This is a genomic window from Mesorhizobium sp. WSM1343, assembly GCF_055901535.1.
The window spans coordinates 5042718-5059478 of record NZ_CM148370.1 but is presented as its reverse complement, the minus strand read 5'-3'; the positions used below and the strand labels follow the sequence as shown (position 1 = coordinate 5059478).

At 62.7% G+C, this 16761-nt stretch carries 17 protein-coding genes; 9 read left to right on the top strand and 8 right to left on the bottom strand.

The window, feature by feature from the left end:
• Positions 1-19 precede the first annotated feature (19 nt).
• Together AC0NIL_RS24875 and AC0NIL_RS24870 are read left to right on the top strand one after the other, a co-directional pair.
• A complete protein-coding gene (locus AC0NIL_RS24875; protein WP_013532661.1) occupies positions 20-388 on the top strand; it encodes an SH3 domain-containing protein in 369 nt (122 codons plus the stop codon).
• A 444-nt stretch (positions 389-832) separates the two neighbouring features.
• Positions 833-1258 (top strand): Ros/MucR family transcriptional regulator, encoded by a 426-nt coding sequence (locus AC0NIL_RS24870; protein WP_013532660.1) that lies wholly within the window; start codon positions 833-835, stop codon positions 1256-1258.
• A gap of 92 nt (positions 1259-1350) precedes the next feature.
• On the opposite strand, the gene AC0NIL_RS24865 is transcribed toward AC0NIL_RS24870, so the two are convergent.
• Together AC0NIL_RS24865 and AC0NIL_RS24860 are read right to left on the bottom strand one after the other, a co-directional pair.
• Positions 1351-1779 carry a SufE family protein gene (locus tag AC0NIL_RS24865; protein ID WP_027162984.1) on the bottom strand — a complete coding sequence of 143 codons (429 nt, stop codon included), beginning with the start codon at positions 1777-1779 and terminating at the stop codon, positions 1351-1353.
• A 100-nt stretch (positions 1780-1879) separates the two neighbouring features.
• Positions 1880-2233, bottom strand: a complete 354-nt coding sequence (locus AC0NIL_RS24860) for a DUF5330 domain-containing protein (protein ID WP_013532658.1) — start codon at positions 2231-2233, stop codon at positions 1880-1882.
• A gap of 535 nt (positions 2234-2768) precedes the next feature.
• On the opposite strand from AC0NIL_RS24860, the gene AC0NIL_RS24855 reads away from it, so the two are divergent.
• The 3 genes from AC0NIL_RS24855 (at position 2769) to AC0NIL_RS24845 (ending at position 5691) form a co-directional block, all read left to right on the top strand.
• Positions 2769-4502, top strand: coding sequence for a sensor histidine kinase (locus tag AC0NIL_RS24855; RefSeq protein WP_127370050.1), 1734 nt, complete (start codon positions 2769-2771; stop codon positions 4500-4502).
• The gene (locus tag AC0NIL_RS24850; RefSeq protein WP_013532656.1) at positions 4477-5274 is read left to right on the top strand and encodes a peptidoglycan-binding domain-containing protein; all 798 of its coding nucleotides are present in this window, start codon (positions 4477-4479) and stop codon (positions 5272-5274) included. Before AC0NIL_RS24855 ends, AC0NIL_RS24850 begins: the two co-directional genes overlap by 26 nt.
• A gap of 69 nt (positions 5275-5343) precedes the next feature.
• Positions 5344-5691: a DUF1491 family protein gene (locus AC0NIL_RS24845; RefSeq protein ID WP_013532655.1), complete on the top strand. Its 348-nt coding sequence runs from the start codon at positions 5344-5346 to the stop codon at positions 5689-5691.
• Here the strand turns inward: AC0NIL_RS24845 and AC0NIL_RS24840 are convergent.
• The gene (locus AC0NIL_RS24840) at positions 5669-6703 is read right to left on the bottom strand and encodes a hypothetical protein (protein ID WP_224621111.1); all 1035 of its coding nucleotides are present in this window, start codon (positions 6701-6703) and stop codon (positions 5669-5671) included. The genes AC0NIL_RS24845 and AC0NIL_RS24840 overlap by 23 nt on opposite strands.
• 187 nt (positions 6704-6890) lie before the next feature.
• On the opposite strand from AC0NIL_RS24840, the gene AC0NIL_RS24835 reads away from it, so the two are divergent.
• The gene (locus AC0NIL_RS24835) at positions 6891-7079 is read left to right on the top strand and encodes a hypothetical protein (protein WP_013532653.1); all 189 of its coding nucleotides are present in this window, start codon (positions 6891-6893) and stop codon (positions 7077-7079) included.
• 139 nt (positions 7080-7218) lie between these two features.
• Here AC0NIL_RS24835 and AC0NIL_RS24830 read toward each other — a convergent pair whose 3' ends face one another.
• The 5 genes from AC0NIL_RS24830 to AC0NIL_RS24810 all read right to left on the bottom strand — a co-directional run bounded on the left by AC0NIL_RS24830 (position 7219) and on the right by AC0NIL_RS24810 (position 13381).
• Entirely contained in the window at positions 7219-7788 is a 570-nt protein-coding gene (locus tag AC0NIL_RS24830) for a DUF1254 domain-containing protein (protein ID WP_224674121.1), read from the bottom strand.
• Complete coding sequence (locus tag AC0NIL_RS24825) at positions 7781-8365, bottom strand: DUF1214 domain-containing protein (RefSeq protein WP_063171733.1); 585 nt, start codon at positions 8363-8365, stop codon at positions 7781-7783. Before AC0NIL_RS24825 ends, AC0NIL_RS24830 begins: the two co-directional genes overlap by 8 nt.
• Positions 8366-8528: 163 nt before the next feature.
• Positions 8529-10682: a transglycosylase domain-containing protein gene (locus tag AC0NIL_RS24820; protein WP_063171734.1), complete on the bottom strand. Its 2154-nt coding sequence runs from the start codon at positions 10680-10682 to the stop codon at positions 8529-8531.
• 150 nt (positions 10683-10832) lie between these two features.
• Positions 10833-11765 (bottom strand): dimethylarginine dimethylaminohydrolase family protein, encoded by a 933-nt coding sequence (locus AC0NIL_RS24815; RefSeq protein ID WP_013532649.1) that lies wholly within the window; start codon positions 11763-11765, stop codon positions 10833-10835.
• On the bottom strand, positions 11762-13381 hold the full coding sequence (locus tag AC0NIL_RS24810) for a zinc-binding metallopeptidase family protein (protein WP_275953680.1): 1620 nt from the start codon (positions 13379-13381) through the stop codon (positions 11762-11764). The genes AC0NIL_RS24815 and AC0NIL_RS24810 overlap by 4 nt, the downstream gene beginning before the upstream one ends.
• An 84-nt stretch (positions 13382-13465) precedes the next feature.
• Between AC0NIL_RS24810 and AC0NIL_RS24805 the strand changes: the two genes are divergently transcribed.
• From AC0NIL_RS24805 to AC0NIL_RS24795, 3 genes are all read left to right on the top strand, one after another.
• A complete protein-coding gene (locus AC0NIL_RS24805; RefSeq protein ID WP_013532647.1) occupies positions 13466-14362 on the top strand; it encodes a LysR substrate-binding domain-containing protein in 897 nt (298 codons plus the stop codon).
• A gap of 120 nt (positions 14363-14482) precedes the next feature.
• A complete protein-coding gene (locus tag AC0NIL_RS24800) occupies positions 14483-15577 on the top strand; it encodes an ABC transporter ATP-binding protein (RefSeq protein ID WP_127385415.1) in 1095 nt (364 codons plus the stop codon).
• Positions 15578-15644: 67 nt separating this feature from the next.
• The gene (locus tag AC0NIL_RS24795; protein ID WP_027162977.1) at positions 15645-16760 is read left to right on the top strand and encodes an ABC transporter substrate-binding protein; all 1116 of its coding nucleotides are present in this window, start codon (positions 15645-15647) and stop codon (positions 16758-16760) included.
• The last annotated feature ends 1 nt before the right edge of the window (position 16761 follow it).

The window sequence follows — 16761 nt, the reverse complement described above, 5'->3', positions numbered from 1 at the left end:
TGAGCCGGGAGGAGAGATGATGACTATTTGGTCTCGGACTGCTGCGGCTTTCGCCGTTGCTTCGCTAACTCTGGGCTTTGCCGGCCAGTCTCATGCGACCGTATTCGCGGCTTGGCAAGTGGCCAATGTCCCGTTCGGCGACACGCTCAATGTACGCAAATACCCTTCGGGCACATCCCAAAAGCAGGCGGGATATCCGAACGGCACCGTTCTGCAGATGACCGGGCGATGCACCGGCGGAATAAACCTGCTCGACATCGCCAACCAGCCGGCATGGAAGCAGGCACAAAAGATTCGCTATCGCTGGTGCGAAGTCTGGCATGATCCGGTCCAGAACGGCAATTTCGTCACCGGCTGGGCCTATGGCAAATACATCATCCCGCATTGATTGACGCGGCAGCAATCAGCCGATCGGTCGGATGACTGGCATGTCGCCTGATTGCTCGTATATGACCACGGCAACCTGTGGTTTTGTGGACAAATGCGAACAACCAATATTTCTCGAGCGATAGCCAAGCAAGATCAAACATTAAAACCCGTTTCGTGAGTTGCCACGAATGTAACGGCGATCTGACGTTGCGTCAGCCGCCGCCGACGGGAACGCGAAATATCGATAAATTACACAATGCACGAAAGATTGAAGCTGATCGCGGAACATTTGATCAATATCGTTCAATATAGCGCGAGGGGCGAATTGACTTACTTGGTCTGCACGCTCATTGATGTGCCCGCGACACGAATCGTAGAAACTCTACCTGCACAAAATTCGTGCGATGCCCTGCTTGTAAAAAAGGGCGCAGATCGATGTAACTCTTGTTGGGGACCGAAGACCATGGATATTGTCGAAACACCTTCCAGAAACAGCGATGCGCTGATCGAATTGACCGCCGATGTGGTGGCCGCCTATGTCAGCAACAATCCCGTGCCGGTCGGCGAACTGCCGAACCTGATATCCGATGTCCATGCCGCACTCGGGCGTGTGGGCGGAACCGCCGAACAGCCGCCTGCCGACAAGCAGAAGCCGGCGGTCAACCCGAAGCGGTCGGTTCATGACGACTACATCGTCTGCCTTGAAGACGGCAAGAAGTTCAAGTCGCTGAAGCGCCACCTGATGACCCACTATGACCTGACGCCGGACCAGTATCGCGAAAAGTGGAACCTCGACCCGACCTATCCGATGGTTGCACCCAACTATGCAGCTGCCCGGTCCCAACTCGCCAAGAAGATGGGTCTCGGCCGCAAGCGCAAAGCGCGGTAATTGCTGCCAGCCAGATCGGATCGACATCAACGGCGCCTTCGGGCGCCGTTTGATTTTTGCGAGCCGCGACGCGCGGATCGGGTCGGGAAGCGTCAGGCGGTCTGCTTGAGCGCTGCCTCGGCGTCGCGCTTGATGCGCTTGACCATCGAGCGAAGGCCGTTGGCGCGCTGCGGCGACAGATGTTCGTCGAGGCCGAGTTCTTTCAATGTCGCTTCCGCATCGGTCTTCTGGATTTCGCTGGCGGTCCTGCCGGAAAACAGCGCCAGCATGATCGCGACCAGCCCACGCACGATATGAGCGTCCGAATCGCCGGTGAAGGTGATGACAGGATCGGCTCCAGCTCCGCGTTCAGTGGTCAGCCAGACTTGGCTGACGCATCCCGGCACCTTGTTGGCGGGGCTGCGCTGCTCGTCCGGAAACGGCGGCAACGCCTCGCCGAGTTCGATGACATAGCGATAGCGGTCTTCCCATTCCTCGAGGAACGAGAAGTCGTCGCGGATCGTCTGGATCGTCGTGGTCATGTCTGGGATATAGTCACGCGGCGGCTCCGCGTCACGGAAAAAACAAGGACACCGCGGGCGTCGAGAGGGCAGACAGCCCGCGGTGCGCCGTCGAAACGGCTTAATTCTGAGGCGGCAGGTTGACGGTCTCGGGCAAGACGATTCCTTCGGGCACGCTGCCGGTCATCGTCGACGTGTCGGGGCCGGCGGCGGACTTGTCGTCCATCATCGCTGCCGCGATCTTGGCGGTCTCTTTGGCGCGGGCGGTAATGGTGTGCATCGCCGACTTGCCGGTCTCGCAGACATCGGGTTTGCGTTCGCAAATGCCGGCGATATCGCCAACCGCTTCGCGTGCCGCAAACAAGGCCTGGATCGGTCCGACGCTTTCATGCCCCGCTTCATCGGGGCCGACACTCAATGGCAGCGCCAGCAGCACCAGCGAAAACCAGAAAGCCATTCTTATGAGGAAGACCATGCCCTTGCCCTCTCGTCGTGACCGGATCATGCATCCATATGGCATGACCTCTTTTGTAGGCAGGATTTTGGCACACAGGCGCAAAGGACGGCTTGCGGGCAAAGAGAGAATTTTCCTCAAATTTTAGGCAAATTCGAAACGAACCGTTCTGCAATCGATTTGTCTCAAATCCGAGTAATTTTCCTTAACAACAAATAACCATATATCCCCATGATTTCCCTGCGTTTTTCTTGAAATAGGGACGTCCAGGTGCCGAGTGCGCCCGGCCGATGGGTGCCGTCGGCGGATAACTCTCCGTTTACTATGGCTGCATTTGTCCGTGCTTTCGGCCGCCGGCATCCCGATATTTGCCGCAGGCCGGGCCCTGGTCGGCCCTGCCTTATCCATTCCTTAAACGCTGGATGCGAGTTTCAAAGCCAACCAGAACCATCTGCAAAGCAGAGCTGTCCACGACAAGTGCGAGTGCGTTGAGTTGAGTTCAATCAAGGCCAGATACGTTGAATTGCCTGGCGCGATTTCGGCCGGTTGCGAACGTATGGTCCATCCGTCCATCCTTGGGCGGAGCGACCGCGAGCGCCAGCGCCGCTTTATCGGCGTCATGCTCGCCGCTCCTTTCTTTGTCGCCGGTGCCGCGGTCACGCTGGTTACTTCAGGCATGGGCGTCGCCGTCACCATGGCCGCCATTTTCGCCGCCTTTGGCCTGTGCTGGTTCGTCGCCTTGCTGGTGGCGGCGACCGGCAAGATGGCGATAGCGAGTTGGGTCGCCCTGGTGCTGGCCGGCATTTCTCTCGGCAGTCTCATTGCCGCCGCGGGCGGGCTGAGTTCGCCTGTCGCCATGCTTGTCGTGGCGCTGCCTTTTGAAGCCTGGTGGATCGGCGCTTCGCGGCGCGCGGCACTGTGGGGAGCCGTGTCGGCCGCTGTAGCCATCTTGGCTCAGCCTTTGGCTGGAACCGTATTCCCGTTCGCAGGAGCGCAGATCGCGGCGTGGCACTGGTTGGTGCCGTTGGCCTGGACGCTCACACTGATCCCGCGCGCATCGGCATTTCAAAACACGGCCGATGCGGCTGATGTGCTCGACACTGCCGACCGGCTCGAAGACACCATCGATGCGGTGGTCTTGCGCGTCGCCCGTCATGGCGAGGTCCTGGACGCGTCGCCAAAAGCGCGCACGCTTTTGAAACTGCCGCCCGAACTGCTGTCCGGAAACGGCCTCTTCGATCGCGTCCATCTGTCGGATCGCGTTTCCTATCTCAGCGCAATGGCCGACATGCGCGACGGCGCACTGTCGCGCCGGCTCGAATTGCGCATCCGGCTGCCTCAGAATGGCAATGGCCTGACGGCCGACAATTACCGGCCGTTCTCGCTTGATCTCGTGCGTGGTGAGGAACAGGGTGATGTCTTTACGTTCGTCCTGAGGCAGAATGACGAGATCGCCCGGTTGCGCGAGGATCTGGCGGCAGCCAATGAGGCGGCCGCGTCCGCCGAGGTGGCGAAGGGACGCTTCCTGGCGGTGGTCAGCCACGAACTACGCACGCCGTTGAATGCCATTATCGGCTTCTCGGATATGCTGCTGCATGAGATGTTCGGCGCCTTCAAGGATCCGCGCCAGAAAGAATATGTCGGCTTGGTACGGGATTCGGGCCAGCATCTGCTCGCCGTCGTAACCTCGATACTCGACGTGTCCAGGATTGAATCGGGCGTCTATGCGACCGAACCCGAGCCGTTCCGGTTCGCGGAAGCGGTCGACATGTGCCAGTCGATGATGCAACTGCAGGCGCAGGCCAAGAACATCGATCTGCAGGCGCAGATCGCGCCGGACGCCGGCGACATCAATGCCGATCAGCGCGCCGTGCAGCAGATGCTCATCAACCTGGTCTCCAACGCGATCAAGTTCACTCCCGACGGCGGCGACGTCGTCGTCGGCGCCAAGCGGATCGGTTCGCGCCTGCATTTCTGGGTCAGGGACACCGGCATCGGCATCGCCGAGGAGGATTTCGCCAATCTCGGCAAGCCCTTCATGCAGATCCAGAACGACTATACGCGCCGTTTCGAGGGGACTGGTCTTGGCCTTTCACTGGTCAAGGGCCTGGTGGCGCTGCACGAGGGCACGATGTCCATCGAAAGCATGCCAGGCGAGGGCACCACGGTGACCATCAGCCTGCCGGTGAACGGACCGAAGGGACATCAGGCGGAGAAAGCCGGCGTGCTGACCATGCCTGTGGCGATGGCGAAAGGGGACAGAGATGGCTCGCTCCGCAAAACCGGCTAAGGCGGTCAAGCGCCGCAGCAATGCCTTTCAGGACGGCGCTGTCGCCGTCGGCGGCATGATCTCGCGCAATCCCGTCCTGGTGGGCGGCTCGACGGCATTCCTGGTGACGCTGTTCTACGTCTCGGCCAATGCCTTGTGGTACCAACCTTTCCCGCATGCCGGCGCATTTTTTGCGACCCGCAGCATTGCGGGCTTTCCGCACGCGACGCCCGACGAACCGGAGACGACATTCAACATCGTGCGGCCATCCGGCGCGCCGGCACCGATCAAGGGCGATCCGGTTGTCGAGCAGGTGCAAGGCATATTGAAGGATCTCGATTTCTATTCCGGGACGGTCGACGGCATTTCCGGACCCAACACCCGCAAGGCCATCCAGGACTATCAGCAGAAGGTCGGGCTCAACACGTCCGGCGAGATCGACGCGCTTCTGCTCGATCAACTGGGCGCGACGCCGAAGACAGCTTCCGTCGTGCCCAGGCCGCAGCCGCGCCCGGATATGCCGGCCGCCGTTCCGGTGTCTTTGCAGACAGGGTCGGGACAGACAAATTCCGGGCAGGCGGATGCCGCGACGCAAGCGCCCGATGCCCGCATCGTCAAGATCCAGGCCGGGCTCAAGGCGTTCGGCAATGACGACATGCAGCTGGATGGTGTCGTCGGCGCGCGCACGAAGGCGGCGATCAAGGAATTCCAGTCGCTGTTCGGGCTGCCGCAGACCGGCGAGCCCGATGAGATCGTCTACGTCAAGATGCGCGAGATCGGCCTGACCAACTGACGGCCGAAACGACGGCTCGCCGAGCGGCGGAAATATCGATAGAGAACCGGCAGTTTCGGGAGCTCTCTCATGCGCGTCACATCGGATCTGTGGGTTTCGGCCCTGTTGCGCCGGATTTTCGGCGCCGGTGGATTTGCCGCCGTGGTCAAGCGTGGCGCGACCGAGGCCGGCGCTGTGTTCGTGCTGGCGCGGGGCAGGCTGGGTGAGGTTGCCCTGTTCGGGCCGGCGCCGCAGACAAGCTATGATTCGGCCAAGCCCGACGACCGGTTTTTCACTCTGCTCGGAGCTGGTGACGATCCCGCGGTGCTCGAAGCCAGGCTGGAACGGGAGAAAAAATTCGATCCCGACATCTGGGTGGTCGAAATCGAGGCCGGTGCCGTGCCCGTCGAGGAGCTTATTTCCGTGAAGACGCCCTGAGGCCGGAAGAAGCCGCCGCATCGTCGCTGTTCGAAGCGGTGCGTGTATCGCTGTTGGCAGGTGCTGCGCCGCGAACCACCCTTGAAAGGATTTCCGCTCTCCACGACCGCATCTTGTCCTGGGCCGCCTCGCGATGCAGCAGCCGGTAGCGGTCGAGGAAAGTCCGGATAGCCTGCGGGTGCGGGAACTGGCTGGGATAGACGGCAACCGTGACCAGGAAGGCCCTGTCTTCGCTGAGGTCGAGCGAGCGCAAGGCGACAAGCAGCGAGGCATAATTCTGGTTGGCGGTGAGCGATCGCGCGATCTCGAAATCGATGTCGAGTGCATCGGCGAGCGCGGTCTGGAAGAACGCGGCGTTTCCCGTCAGCGCTGTCTCGCGCAATTTCATATAGGTATCGGCGCCCTTGAAAGGCTCGGCGGTCGCTGTCTTCTCGTCGCCGGTGCGCATCATCGAGCGCAGCCTGCGCCGTGCATTCTCGGCCGCGATGCCGAGTGTCTGTTCCCGGGCTGGCTCGCCGGAGGCGGTATCCGCGCTCGCTGGCGCGATCTTGTCTGCCCCAGCGGCGTTCGCATCCGGGTCCGGCGCGCGCACCAGGGTTGGCCTCTCGAGGGCCCTGATCAGGTCAGCAATGGTCGGGTTCAAGCCCTTGCGGCGCGCAATGGCACGCGCATGCGGCAGGCCATGTCGCCCGATCAGGGCGATGAGATCGATGTCGCTGACGGCGCGTGAGCGGATGAGCAGCGGCGCGGCAATGTCAACCGGTTCCTCGCAAAGACGGCGCACCAGGGCAGCGGGTGCGTATTCGCATTCGGAAAGGGCGGCTGCCACGTAACGGCGGGATTCGACGGACACGTCATTGAACAGCGGCAGCGTCAGGTCTTCGAGCTGGCCGATCTCGCGGCGTGAAGGGCGGGTGAGCGAGCAGAACGCCGACACCGCGGCGCGGAAGAGCCTTTCGGCCTTTCCCGAGTCTTTTCGTACCGCGATTTGCCTGAAGTCCGAAGATGACACGAAGGATACGCCCGTACTCGACACAAGCTTGGCGCGCTCCACCGGGACTATGTCGGTTTCGCGAACGCCAAGAACAAAGATCAAGTTAGCGACGATCCGTTAGCGTTCCGTTAACCCTCTGCCGGCCTTAATGACATTTGGAGGCGTTGCGTTGTGCTCCGGGGAAACCGAGAGGAATGCGCGAACCATGGGCATGGTACTGTCTTTCGTGCCGCGTACGGCACCAAACACCAGAGCAAAGCAAACCGCCGAAATGCCGGCGGCGGTGATCATCTTTCCCGGCATCCGCTATGAGCGGTCGCATGCCGGCGAAGTGCGGCCGGTCGATCCCGACAAGACGGGGTCGCCAGGGACGAAGCCGGTCCCGCACCACTGAGTTTCGGCGGCCACGGACCTTTGGTCCGGGATCATGTCTAGTGCATGTCGCCCAAAAGTGACCTCGGTTTTGGAGAACGACATGCATGAAAACAAAGACCTAAAGCGGGTCGTCTGAATCCGTTCAGACGCGTCACGCTCTAGAAGTCCTGCAACTCACAGGAACTCTGTTCGAAGAAGCGCGACACGATCGGCTTCCAGCTGCTGTCGGGGACGAAGGCACGGATGACGAAGATGCCTTCCTCGATCGGCGCTTCGACGAAGATCGCCCCCTGAAGATCCTCTGGAAGGTCCTTGCGCACGTCGATCATCTGCGCCGGGGTCAGCACCACGGCATCCAGAACGCCGCCGGTCGCTGTGTGGTCGTTGAAGGAATAGATGTTGTGGCCGCTGCGGTCATAGACCGACACCGACCAGAACGGGACATGTCCAGGTGCCTTGACGCGGACCAAACCTTCGCCCAGGTCGAACCGGCAGGCCGTCGCATAAAACAGCGGATCGACGGATTTCACCACGGGCGCGCCACCGGCCTCGGCATCGAGCCGCGTCATCTTGTAGAGGTCCGACGCCATTGACAGCCGCGACCAGGCATCGCGCTCGGAAAACTCAGGCACCAGCAGCAGCACGGCGATGTGCACGATGCCGGCACCGAGCAAGCCGAGCAGGACGGCATGCAGAAGTCCGCGCGTCGCAGCGTAAAAACTACGCATTGCAGCCGACCTTGACGATCCGCGGCAGCGAGACGTCCGACAGGCCCGTGCTGCTGGCGATTGGCGTGTCGTAGAAGGTCAGCACGAAATACATCCTGCCGAAGCCGTCTGTCAGCAGCCAATTGCCGGGCATCGGGTGATGGCCGGCGGAAATGATCACCGAATTGTCGGGCTGGCGCACCACCCCGTAGGATTGCAGCGCCGCCAGCCGTGATTTGCCGGTCTCGACCACGCTGAGCGACTGGTCGGCGGCGTAGAGCGTCCAGAACCGCGCCGTCGGAAATCCGCCCTCGATGGTGTAGGTGCATTCGCGCTTGAGCTCGGCGCCGCCCGTGTCTCGCTCGGCGACGAAGGACAGCCCCTCGGCACGGCCGAGTGCAAGCACGCCCTCGCGCGCCACGCGAGCCTTGGAATAAGGATCGGCGGACGGCGTGCCGATATCGGGAAAGGCTGTCCATTGACCGATCCGGATGGCGCCGACGCCATCCTGGACTTTCAGCGCATACCAGACGCTGCCGCCACCGCCGATGATGGCTATGGCAAGCGAAAGCAACGTCAGGAAGGCAGTTTTGAGCATGAAGGGCCGGGGACACCGAAGAGTTGCCGCTCGGGGATATCGCGGCGCAGGGCCTTGTGGCAAGCGGGCCGATGTAGAATTGCAGCCGCCTCTTCCTTCTCCCCCTGCGGGAGACGGTGGCCGAGCGAAGCTCGGTCGGATGAGGGGTGTTCCAGGCGCGCCATCACAGCGCCGACAGCGTCTCCGGCGGTTGAGGCGTATTGAGGACGGGCGCCGACTGGAACAGGCTGGTCATGTCCCGCAGCGTCTGCGTCGTGCGGCTGGACAGCACCGGCGGCCGTTCGGCGGCTGCATCGGCCACCGCCTGCGCGTCGCTCTTCTTCTGTGCTTCCTCGGCTTTGGCAGCGATCTCCTCGTCGATGAAGGGCTTGTCGATGCCCGGGATCGGCTTGAGGTCGATGTTCTGGTGCGCATAGACCATCAGGCGCTGCCATACCATCGCAGGCAGCGAGCCGCCGGTCATGTTCTTGGTCGGCGTGAAATCGTCATTGCCCATCCATACCGCCGCCGTGTAGTTGCCGGTGAAGCCGACGAACCAGGCGTCGCGGTAGGATTGCGTCGTGCCCGTCTTGCCGGCGACGACGATGTTGGGAAGTTGGGCCCGCCGCGCCGTGCCCATTACCGGTACTGCCGCCAGCATGGTGTTCATCGATTTCAGCGCCTGCTCCGACAACACCCGGTGTGGCGGCGGCGCATCCTTGGCGAAATCATAAACCACCTCGCCGGTGCGGGTGACGAGTTGGCTGATGCCGTGCCGGAAGCCGACGAAACCGTTGTCGGCGAACACGCTGTAGCCCGTCGCCTGGTCCATCACCGTCATGCCCGAGGTGCCCAGCACCATCGTCTTGTGCGCTTCGAGCGGCGATTCTACGCCCATCGCCTCGGCCATGGCCTTGATCGGCCCGATGCCAAGGTGATCCTTGGCCAGCCGAACCGGCACGGTGTTGATCGATTTGGCCATAGCCATGATCAGAGTTACATTGCCCGCCGATCCGCCGCTGTAATTGTGCGGCGACCAGGACCCCCAGCTGATCGGGCCGCCGGAGATGATGGAGTTGGGCGTGAAGCCGTGTTCCATCGCCGTTGCATAGACATAGGGTTTGAATGACGAGCCGGTCTGGCGCAGCGCCTTGGTGGCGCGGTTGAACTGGCTGGCGCCATAGTCGCGGCCGCCGACGATGGCGCGCACGGCGCCGTTGGTCTCGATGACGACGACGGCACCTTCGGTGACGTTGTACTCCTTGCCGAACTGGCGCAGGTGGAACTCCACCGATTCTTCCGCTGCCTTCTGGATGTTCGCGTCGAAGGTGGTGTGGGCAACAAGCGAGTGCTGGCCCGGTTTGGCGATCTTCTTGACCTCGTCGAATGCCCAGTCGAGGTAATAGTCCGGACTTTTCTGCTCGCCGCGGTCGACGACGTCGGCCGGATGCAGCCTTGCCTGCAGAACCTGCCCCTCGGTCATGAAGCCGGAATCGACAAGGTTGGACAGCACCACATTGGCGCGTGCGCGCGCTGCCGGCAGGTTGATGTGCGGCGCATATTTGGTGGGCGCCTTGAACAGCCCGGCCAGCATCGCCGCCTCGGCGAGGTTCAGATCCTTGACGCTCTTGCCGAAATAGAAATCGGCGGCCGCCTCGATGCCGAACGTACCGCCCCCCATGTAGGCGCGGTCGAGATAGAGCTGCAGGATTTCCTTCTTCGACAGATTGGCCTCGAGCCACAGCGACAGGAAGGCTTCCTTGATCTTGCGCTCCAGCGTGCGCTCATTGGTGAGGAACAGGTTCTTGGCCAGCTGCTGGGTTATGCTCGAGCCGCCCTGAACGACGGAATTGGCCCGCACATTCTCGAAGATGGCGCGGGAAAGGCCGAGCACATCGATGCCGTAGTGATCGAAGAAGCGGCGATCCTCGGTAGCAAGCACCGCCTTGATGACGTGATCGGGCATCTCGTCGACCGGCACGGAATCGCGCTGGATGATGCCGCGCTGGCCGATCTCGTTGCCATAGCGGTCGAGGAAGGTGACGGCGAAGTCGCCCTGGGCGCGCCAGTCGCCGGCCGTATCCTGGAAAGCCGGAATGGCCAGCGCCAGCATCACCACGATGCCGCCGGCGCCGAGCGTAAAACCTTCGCTCAACACTTCGATGATGCCACGGCGCCAGCCGTTGACGCGGAAGCGCCGCGAGAAGATCGTCGCCGATTCCCAGAACTGGCGCGCCTTGAAGCCGATCTCGTAGAGCGAGGAATCGATCCACGCGTCGAGCGCCAGCAGCCGGGCGGCGATCGGACCTCTTCTCTTGCGCGGTTCGGGACTGGCCATTCGGAATCCGGCTAGCAATTGCACGACCTGAGTACCGCAAACCGGCAATTTCAGGGCGATGCATTCCGCAAGACTATTCCTCCATTTTTCCAGCACTCACAAGGGCAGCGAAGACACAGTATCGGGTTTGTTGCTGAGGGGCGAGCCGGCTCAGGCCGGTTCGCGCTTCAGCGCCTGCGCCATGCAGTGGATGCCGCCGCCGGTCTTCGAAATCTCGCTCATGTCGACGGCCGCGACCTCGAAACCGCGGGCCTTGAGCTGGCCGATCAGCGACTGGCTGGAGGTCGGCGCGATCACCCGGTCCTTGCCCAGCGACATGAAGTTGCAGCCGAGCGCCATCGTGTCCTGGAACGGCACGTCGATGATCTCGTGGCCTTTGCCCTTCAGCCAGTCGACAATGCCGGGCTCGGTGCAGGCAAGGCAGACGGCGGTCAGTTTTTCGGCGATCGGCACCACCATCAGGTCGATATGGACGTAATATTCGTCGATGAAAGCGATGCGGGTTTCCCAGCCTTCCTTGTCGAACCAGGCCTGCACCTGGCGCGCACCTTCCTCCTGCGTGCGCGCGCCGCCGCAGCCTATCAGCACGACGCCATCCTCGATGACGTTGAAGTCGCCGCCCTCGAACGTACCAGCCGTGACCATGTCGTAGATCGGGATGCCGAGTTTTTCATAGGTGCGGATCGCGGCATAGTTCTCGCCGCGCCGCCACCAGTTGGCCATGGCGGTGATGAAGGCGCCGTAGGGCGTCATGACGCTGGAATCGCGGGAATAGACCTGCATCGGCAGCTCGGGCGTCGGCTCGTGCCAGTGGATGTTGACGCCGAAATGCTCGTAGGCGGCGACCAGGTCCTTGTGCTGTGCTTGTGCGATCTGCACGTTGCAGGGCGCCTCGCGCAGGTGCTTGCGCGACAGCGAACTGGTCGACAGATGACGCAGGAAATTGGGCGAGCCGAGCAGGACGTCGGTCAGCACGTCGGTCTCGTTGGCAAAACCCCAGGCGGTCAGCGGCTTGGTGCCGCCGGCGGGGTTGCGGCGCTGCAGCGAAAACGGCTCGGCGACAATGCGGTCATGAACGGTCATGGGATGCTCCTCGTGAGGTGACTTGGGGGTGTCTGATTGCTCGGTATCCACCAGTCGCGTCCACGCGGGGTGGTGACATATTCTGGCCAGCGAAACCCGATCGGCGGCTCGTAGTCGCAAAGCGGTGCGATCCAGTTCGAACCGCCGATGCCGCCGCCGGTGCGGGTAACGAACTCGTCCATCGCCGCCTCGCGGGCAGTCTGGTCTTCCAGCAGGCGAAGGGCGGCAAGCGCAATCGTGCGGGAGGCGCAGGCCACCATCGGGTCGATCGTGGCCGAAATACCGCCCAGCGCATTCATCACCCAGGCTGGATAGGGATAGCCGGTCTCCGAACGCAGCGCCGGGCGGGCGACATAGAAGCGCGCCGTCGGCGTGTGCCAGCTCATGTCGGTGTAATCGTCGGAGGTCGAATTGACCTGCGAGGGCGGCAGGTCGCAGCGCAGGATCGCTTCCGCCGCCTGCGGCTCGATCAGGCGCTCCAGCTCTTCGATGAACGGCTCGTCGCTCGCCATGCGCCCGGCATTGACCTGCATTTCGCGCGCGACTGCCTTGGCGTCTTCGTCCCAGCGCGGCGGCCCGACCGTCGACAGCGCTTCATAGGCGATCTCGGCCATGGCATGATTGGCAAGTCCCGGTCGTGACTTCGACACCCAATGCCGCTCGGTGCGGCAACCACTCATCGCTGCCGCCGCCTCGGCATTGCGGTCGAGCACCGCGGTGACCTGCTCGGCCATGGCAAGCGTCGGCACGCGGATCATGTACTGGATCTCGGCCAGCCCCGCCGGCAAATTGTCGGCGGTCGCTTGCCCCGCCGTCAGGATCGCCTCGCTGATCGACCAGCCGCCCTGGTGAGGCAGCATGGAATCGCGCAGAGCCTTGGAGGCCATGTACATCATCATCAATGCGTCGTTGGCGCCGGGCGCGCGCGCCGCCGAATGTGCTTGCGGAATGGGTGCAGCGCCCGCAGCCAGCGCCCAGCGCTCCGGTTGGTCGCAGATGAAGCGATAGATCATCGCGTAGGCCGCGCCGCAATGCGTGTCCCAGCGCGCCGTGTTGCAGAGCGGCAGCATGTAGAACGGATGAAAGGAGATCATGCCGGCAAGGCCGTCATAATAGCCCTTGGCGGCATGGATCGGCTTTGACCCACGCACCTTTTCCGCCGGCTCGCCGGTGAAGCGCAGCGTGCCTGATATGCCGTGGCGCTGCATCGCGGCCTTGGTCGCCAGCAGCCCGCCGAGGCTCGAAATACCCAGCCCGGAATGCGGGTCGGTGTGGCCGCCGGCCTGATTGCCAAGTCCCCGGCGCGGACGCTCGACCGTAGCGGCATCCTGGCAATTGCCGGGCACCGCGTCGTATTCGGCGTACATGCCGATGGTCGGGCCGGGGCCGTTGGTCCAATGCGCGCAGAAGGCGGTCGGCATGCCGCCGGAGCCTTCTTCGACAGAAAAGCCTTCGAGTTTCAGTCGCTCGACATACCAGGCGGCGGATTGATATTCCCGCCACGCGGTCTCGCCGTAATCGAAGATGATGCGTGTCCACGCGGACAACAACGGCTGGATGCCGTCGAGACAGGCAAGGGCGGTTGCTTGCGCCGAGGTGGCCACCGGTTTCTCCATGGCATGAGAAGAAAGCAGTGAAGCGGTTCGCTAAAAAGTGATATGTTTTCCCGGTTCGTGCAAATTCGGTTCACCTGAGGCTCCTTGCGTATACCATCCACACAAGCGCTGCGTGCGCTCGACAGCTTCGCCCGCCATGGCAGCGTCTGGCGCGCCGCCGACGAGTTGCACCTGACCCGCAGCGCCGTGAGCCATCAGCTTCGTCTGCTGGAGCGCGATCTCGGCTTCGACCTGCTCGAACGCATCGGCAAGGGCGTGGCGCTGACGCCGCGCGGCCAGCGCTACGCCAGCGACGTGCGCAAGGCGCTCACCGTTTTGGGCGATGCGGTGACGCGGGACGCCGGCACCGGCGTCGGCGGCTCGTTCGCCGTCAGTTGCACGCCCGGCTTCGCCTCGCTGTTCTTGTGCACCCATATCGGCGAGTTCCGGCAGATGTATCCTGACGTGGCGCTGCGCATCCTGACGCCGCGCCGGCTCGACGATGTCAGCAACGCAGATGCCGATGCCTTCATTGCGTTTGGTGTCGGCAATTGGCCGAACCGGGCGGTCGAGCCGCTCTGCGAAATCTCGTTCACGCCGCTCTGCAGCCCGACGCTGCTCAACAAGGTCGGCGGTTTTTCCCGGCCGTCGGACGTGCTTCGCGCCAACCTGCTGCATCTCGACGACACCGAGGATTGGGCGCGCTGGCTGGCGCTGTCCAAGGTGGAAAACCCCGACATCGAGGGTGGCATCTTCTTTTCGGACATGAACCTGGTCTTTTCGGCGGCGATTGCCGGCCAGGGCATCGCCATGGGCGACGAACTGACCAGCCGGCGGGCGCTGAGCGAGGGCCGGCTGGTCAGGCCGTTCGACATCGCGATCAAGTCGCCGCGCTCCTATTTCCTGGTCTCCGAACACGCCAAGGCTTCGCATCCGGTGCTGGAAGCGTTCGCGGGATGGCTGCGGTCGAAACTCCAGGAGAACCGCATTCTGCCGTATTGAGGGCAAGGCGGCGCCATCTCGCCATAGATGAATGGAATTTGCCGATCACGCGAAAACTATTCGGTTGCGATGAGCCGGCACCCTGCCTACGATTTCGACAAGCGTTAGGGAAAGGGCAGTATGCAGCAACCCGGCCGTGCCGCAGAGATCAAGGCAATCGGGATCGGCAAGAGCTTCGGCTCGTTCCGTGCGCTGGACAATCTGTCGCTCAATATCGGCCGTGGCGAGTTCCTGACCCTGCTCGGGCCGTCGGGTTCGGGCAAGACCACCTTCCTGATGATCCTTGCGGGCTTCGTGCAGCCGACCGAGGGCAAGCTGTTCAGCGACGGCGTCGACATCACCGACCGACCGGCAGAGCAACGGGCCGCCGGCATGGTGTTCCAGGGCTACGCGCTGTTCCCGCATATGAGCGTCGAAGCCAACATCGCCTTCCCACTCAAGGTGCGCAAGAAACCGGCCGCCGACATCAAGCGCCGTGTCGGCGAGATGATCGAGCGCGTCGGTCTCAAGGGCCACGAGAAGAAACTGCCGGCGCAACTGTCGGGCGGCCAGCAGCAGCGCGTGGCGCTGGCCCGTGCGCTGGTGTTCGAACCTGGCGTGCTGTTGCTCGATGAGCCGTTCTCGGCGCTCGACAAGAGCCTGCGCGGCCAGATGCAGGCCGAGATGAAGCGGCTGCACCAGGAAACCGGAACCACTTTCGTCTTCGTCACCCACGACCAGAGCGAGGCGCTGGCGCTGTCGTCGCGCGTTGCCATCTTCAACCACGGCAAACTGCTGCAGGTCGGAGCGCCCGACGAAGTCTACGACCGGCCGGACAACCGCTTCGTCGCCGAGTTCCTCGGCGAAATCAACATGCTGCCGCTGAAGGGCGTCAAGCCTGCCGGCAATGGCTCGACCGGCCTTTGCGAAGACCGCGCGGTCAGCATGGGCTGCAAGGCCGAACTCGTGCGCGGCGATGCCATCCTGGCGATCCGGCCCGAATACATGTCGATATCGGGCGAGGCGGCGGATGGCGAGAATGGCATCGCCGCTACCGCCACCAACTCCACCTATCTGGGCGCTGCAACGCGGCTCGACCTGACGACACGGCAAGGCGCCAAGGTTACCGTGTCGGTGCCGAACGAGGTGGCGGCCGCAGCGCTCAGCAAGGGCAATTCCGTCTGGCTCACCTGGCCGGCGGAAAAGGGTTTCCTCCTTCCGCATGGAGGGCAATGACGACGGTGTGGCGAGATACCGCTCCACCGCTTTCCGGCACTATCAACAACAAAAAAGGGGAACTGACATGACACATGACACCAAAAAACAAGCCGTCGAGAGCCTGTCCGCCAGGGCAGGTCGCGGCGAGATCTCGCGCCGGCAGTTCACACAGCTGGCGGCACTCGTGCTGGCCGGCACGCCGATGCTACTGCGCTCGACAGGTGCCTTTGCGCAGGCCAAGGAACTGGTGCTGGTCAACTGGGGTGGCGATGCCATCACCGCCTATGATGCCGCCTATGGCCAGGCCTTCACCAAGGACACCGGCATCGCCGTCAAGATGGACGGTTCGGGTCCGACTGAAGGCGCCATCGCCGCGCAGTTCAAGAGCGGCGCGCCGACCTGGGATCTCGTCGACGTGGACCCCTTCTCGGCCATCACGCTCGGCGCCCAAGGGGCTCTCGAGCCGATCGATTACAACATCGTCGACAAGAAGAAGATGCGGCCCGGCTTTGGTTGGGAATACGCCGCCTCGACCTATTTCTTCTCCTATGTCATCGCCTATGATTCCGAGAAGTACGGCAAGGACGCGCCGACCGGCATGGCCGATTTCTTCGACGTGAAGAAATTCCCCGGCAAGCGCTCGCTCTACAAATGGGGCGTATCGAGCTGGGAAGCAGCACTTCTGGCCGATGGCATCGCGCCGGCGTCGCTCTACCCGCTCGACCTCAAGCGCGCCCATGACAAGATCGCCGCGTTCAAGGAAAACGTCGTTGCCTATTGGGGTGGCGGCGCCGAAAGCCAGAGCGTGCTGCTCAATGGCGAGGCCTCGATGGCGATCGTCTGGTCGACGCGCGCTTCGCTGATCGAGCAGGATTCGGGCGGCAAGATCAAGTTCATCTGGGACCAGGGACTGATCTCGCCCGGTGCGCTGGCCGTGCTCAAGAACAACCCCGGCGGCAAGGACGCTGCGATGAAGTTCATCGCCAGTGCCCAGGACCCTGAAAAGCAGTTGGTCATGTTCGACAAGCTCGGCCAAGGTCCTGCAAACCCGGCGGCAGACGCGCTGATCACGGCCGACAAGAAGCGCATCAACCCGGTCGATCCCGAGAACATGAAGAAGCAGATCGCGCTCGACATGGACTGGTACGCCAAGAACTACGGGCCGGCGCTCGACGAATACACCAAGATCATCTCGGCCTGAT

What these genes read in the sequence shown, in the direction of transcription:
- AC0NIL_RS24875 (WP_013532661.1), top strand. Translation starts at nt 20, where the DNA reads ATGACTATTTGGTCTCGGACTGCTGCGGCTTTCGCCGTTGCTTCGCTA.
- AC0NIL_RS24870 (WP_013532660.1), top strand. Translation starts at nt 833, where the DNA reads ATGGATATTGTCGAAACACCTTCCAGAAACAGCGATGCGCTGATCGAA.
- AC0NIL_RS24865 (WP_027162984.1), bottom strand. Translation starts at nt 1,779, where the DNA reads ATGACCACGACGATCCAGACGATCCGCGACGACTTCTCGTTCCTCGAG.
- AC0NIL_RS24860 (WP_013532658.1), bottom strand. Translation starts at nt 2,233, where the DNA reads ATGGTCTTCCTCATAAGAATGGCTTTCTGGTTTTCGCTGGTGCTGCTG.
- AC0NIL_RS24855 (WP_127370050.1), top strand. Translation starts at nt 2,769, where the DNA reads ATGGTCCATCCGTCCATCCTTGGGCGGAGCGACCGCGAGCGCCAGCGC.
- AC0NIL_RS24850 (WP_013532656.1), top strand. Translation starts at nt 4,477, where the DNA reads ATGGCTCGCTCCGCAAAACCGGCTAAGGCGGTCAAGCGCCGCAGCAAT.
- AC0NIL_RS24845 (WP_013532655.1), top strand. Translation starts at nt 5,344, where the DNA reads ATGCGCGTCACATCGGATCTGTGGGTTTCGGCCCTGTTGCGCCGGATT.
- AC0NIL_RS24835 (WP_013532653.1), top strand. Translation starts at nt 6,891, where the DNA reads ATGGGCATGGTACTGTCTTTCGTGCCGCGTACGGCACCAAACACCAGA.
- AC0NIL_RS24830 (WP_224674121.1), bottom strand. Translation starts at nt 7,788, where the DNA reads ATGCGTAGTTTTTACGCTGCGACGCGCGGACTTCTGCATGCCGTCCTG.
- AC0NIL_RS24825 (WP_063171733.1), bottom strand. Translation starts at nt 8,365, where the DNA reads ATGCTCAAAACTGCCTTCCTGACGTTGCTTTCGCTTGCCATAGCCATC.
- AC0NIL_RS24820 (WP_063171734.1), bottom strand. Translation starts at nt 10,682, where the DNA reads ATGGCCAGTCCCGAACCGCGCAAGAGAAGAGGTCCGATCGCCGCCCGG.
- AC0NIL_RS24815 (WP_013532649.1), bottom strand. Translation starts at nt 11,765, where the DNA reads ATGACCGTTCATGACCGCATTGTCGCCGAGCCGTTTTCGCTGCAGCGC.
- AC0NIL_RS24810 (WP_275953680.1), bottom strand. Translation starts at nt 13,381, where the DNA reads ATGGAGAAACCGGTGGCCACCTCGGCGCAAGCAACCGCCCTTGCCTGT.
- AC0NIL_RS24800 (WP_127385415.1), top strand. Translation starts at nt 14,483, where the DNA reads ATGCAGCAACCCGGCCGTGCCGCAGAGATCAAGGCAATCGGGATCGGC.
- AC0NIL_RS24795 (WP_027162977.1), top strand. Translation starts at nt 15,645, where the DNA reads ATGACACATGACACCAAAAAACAAGCCGTCGAGAGCCTGTCCGCCAGG.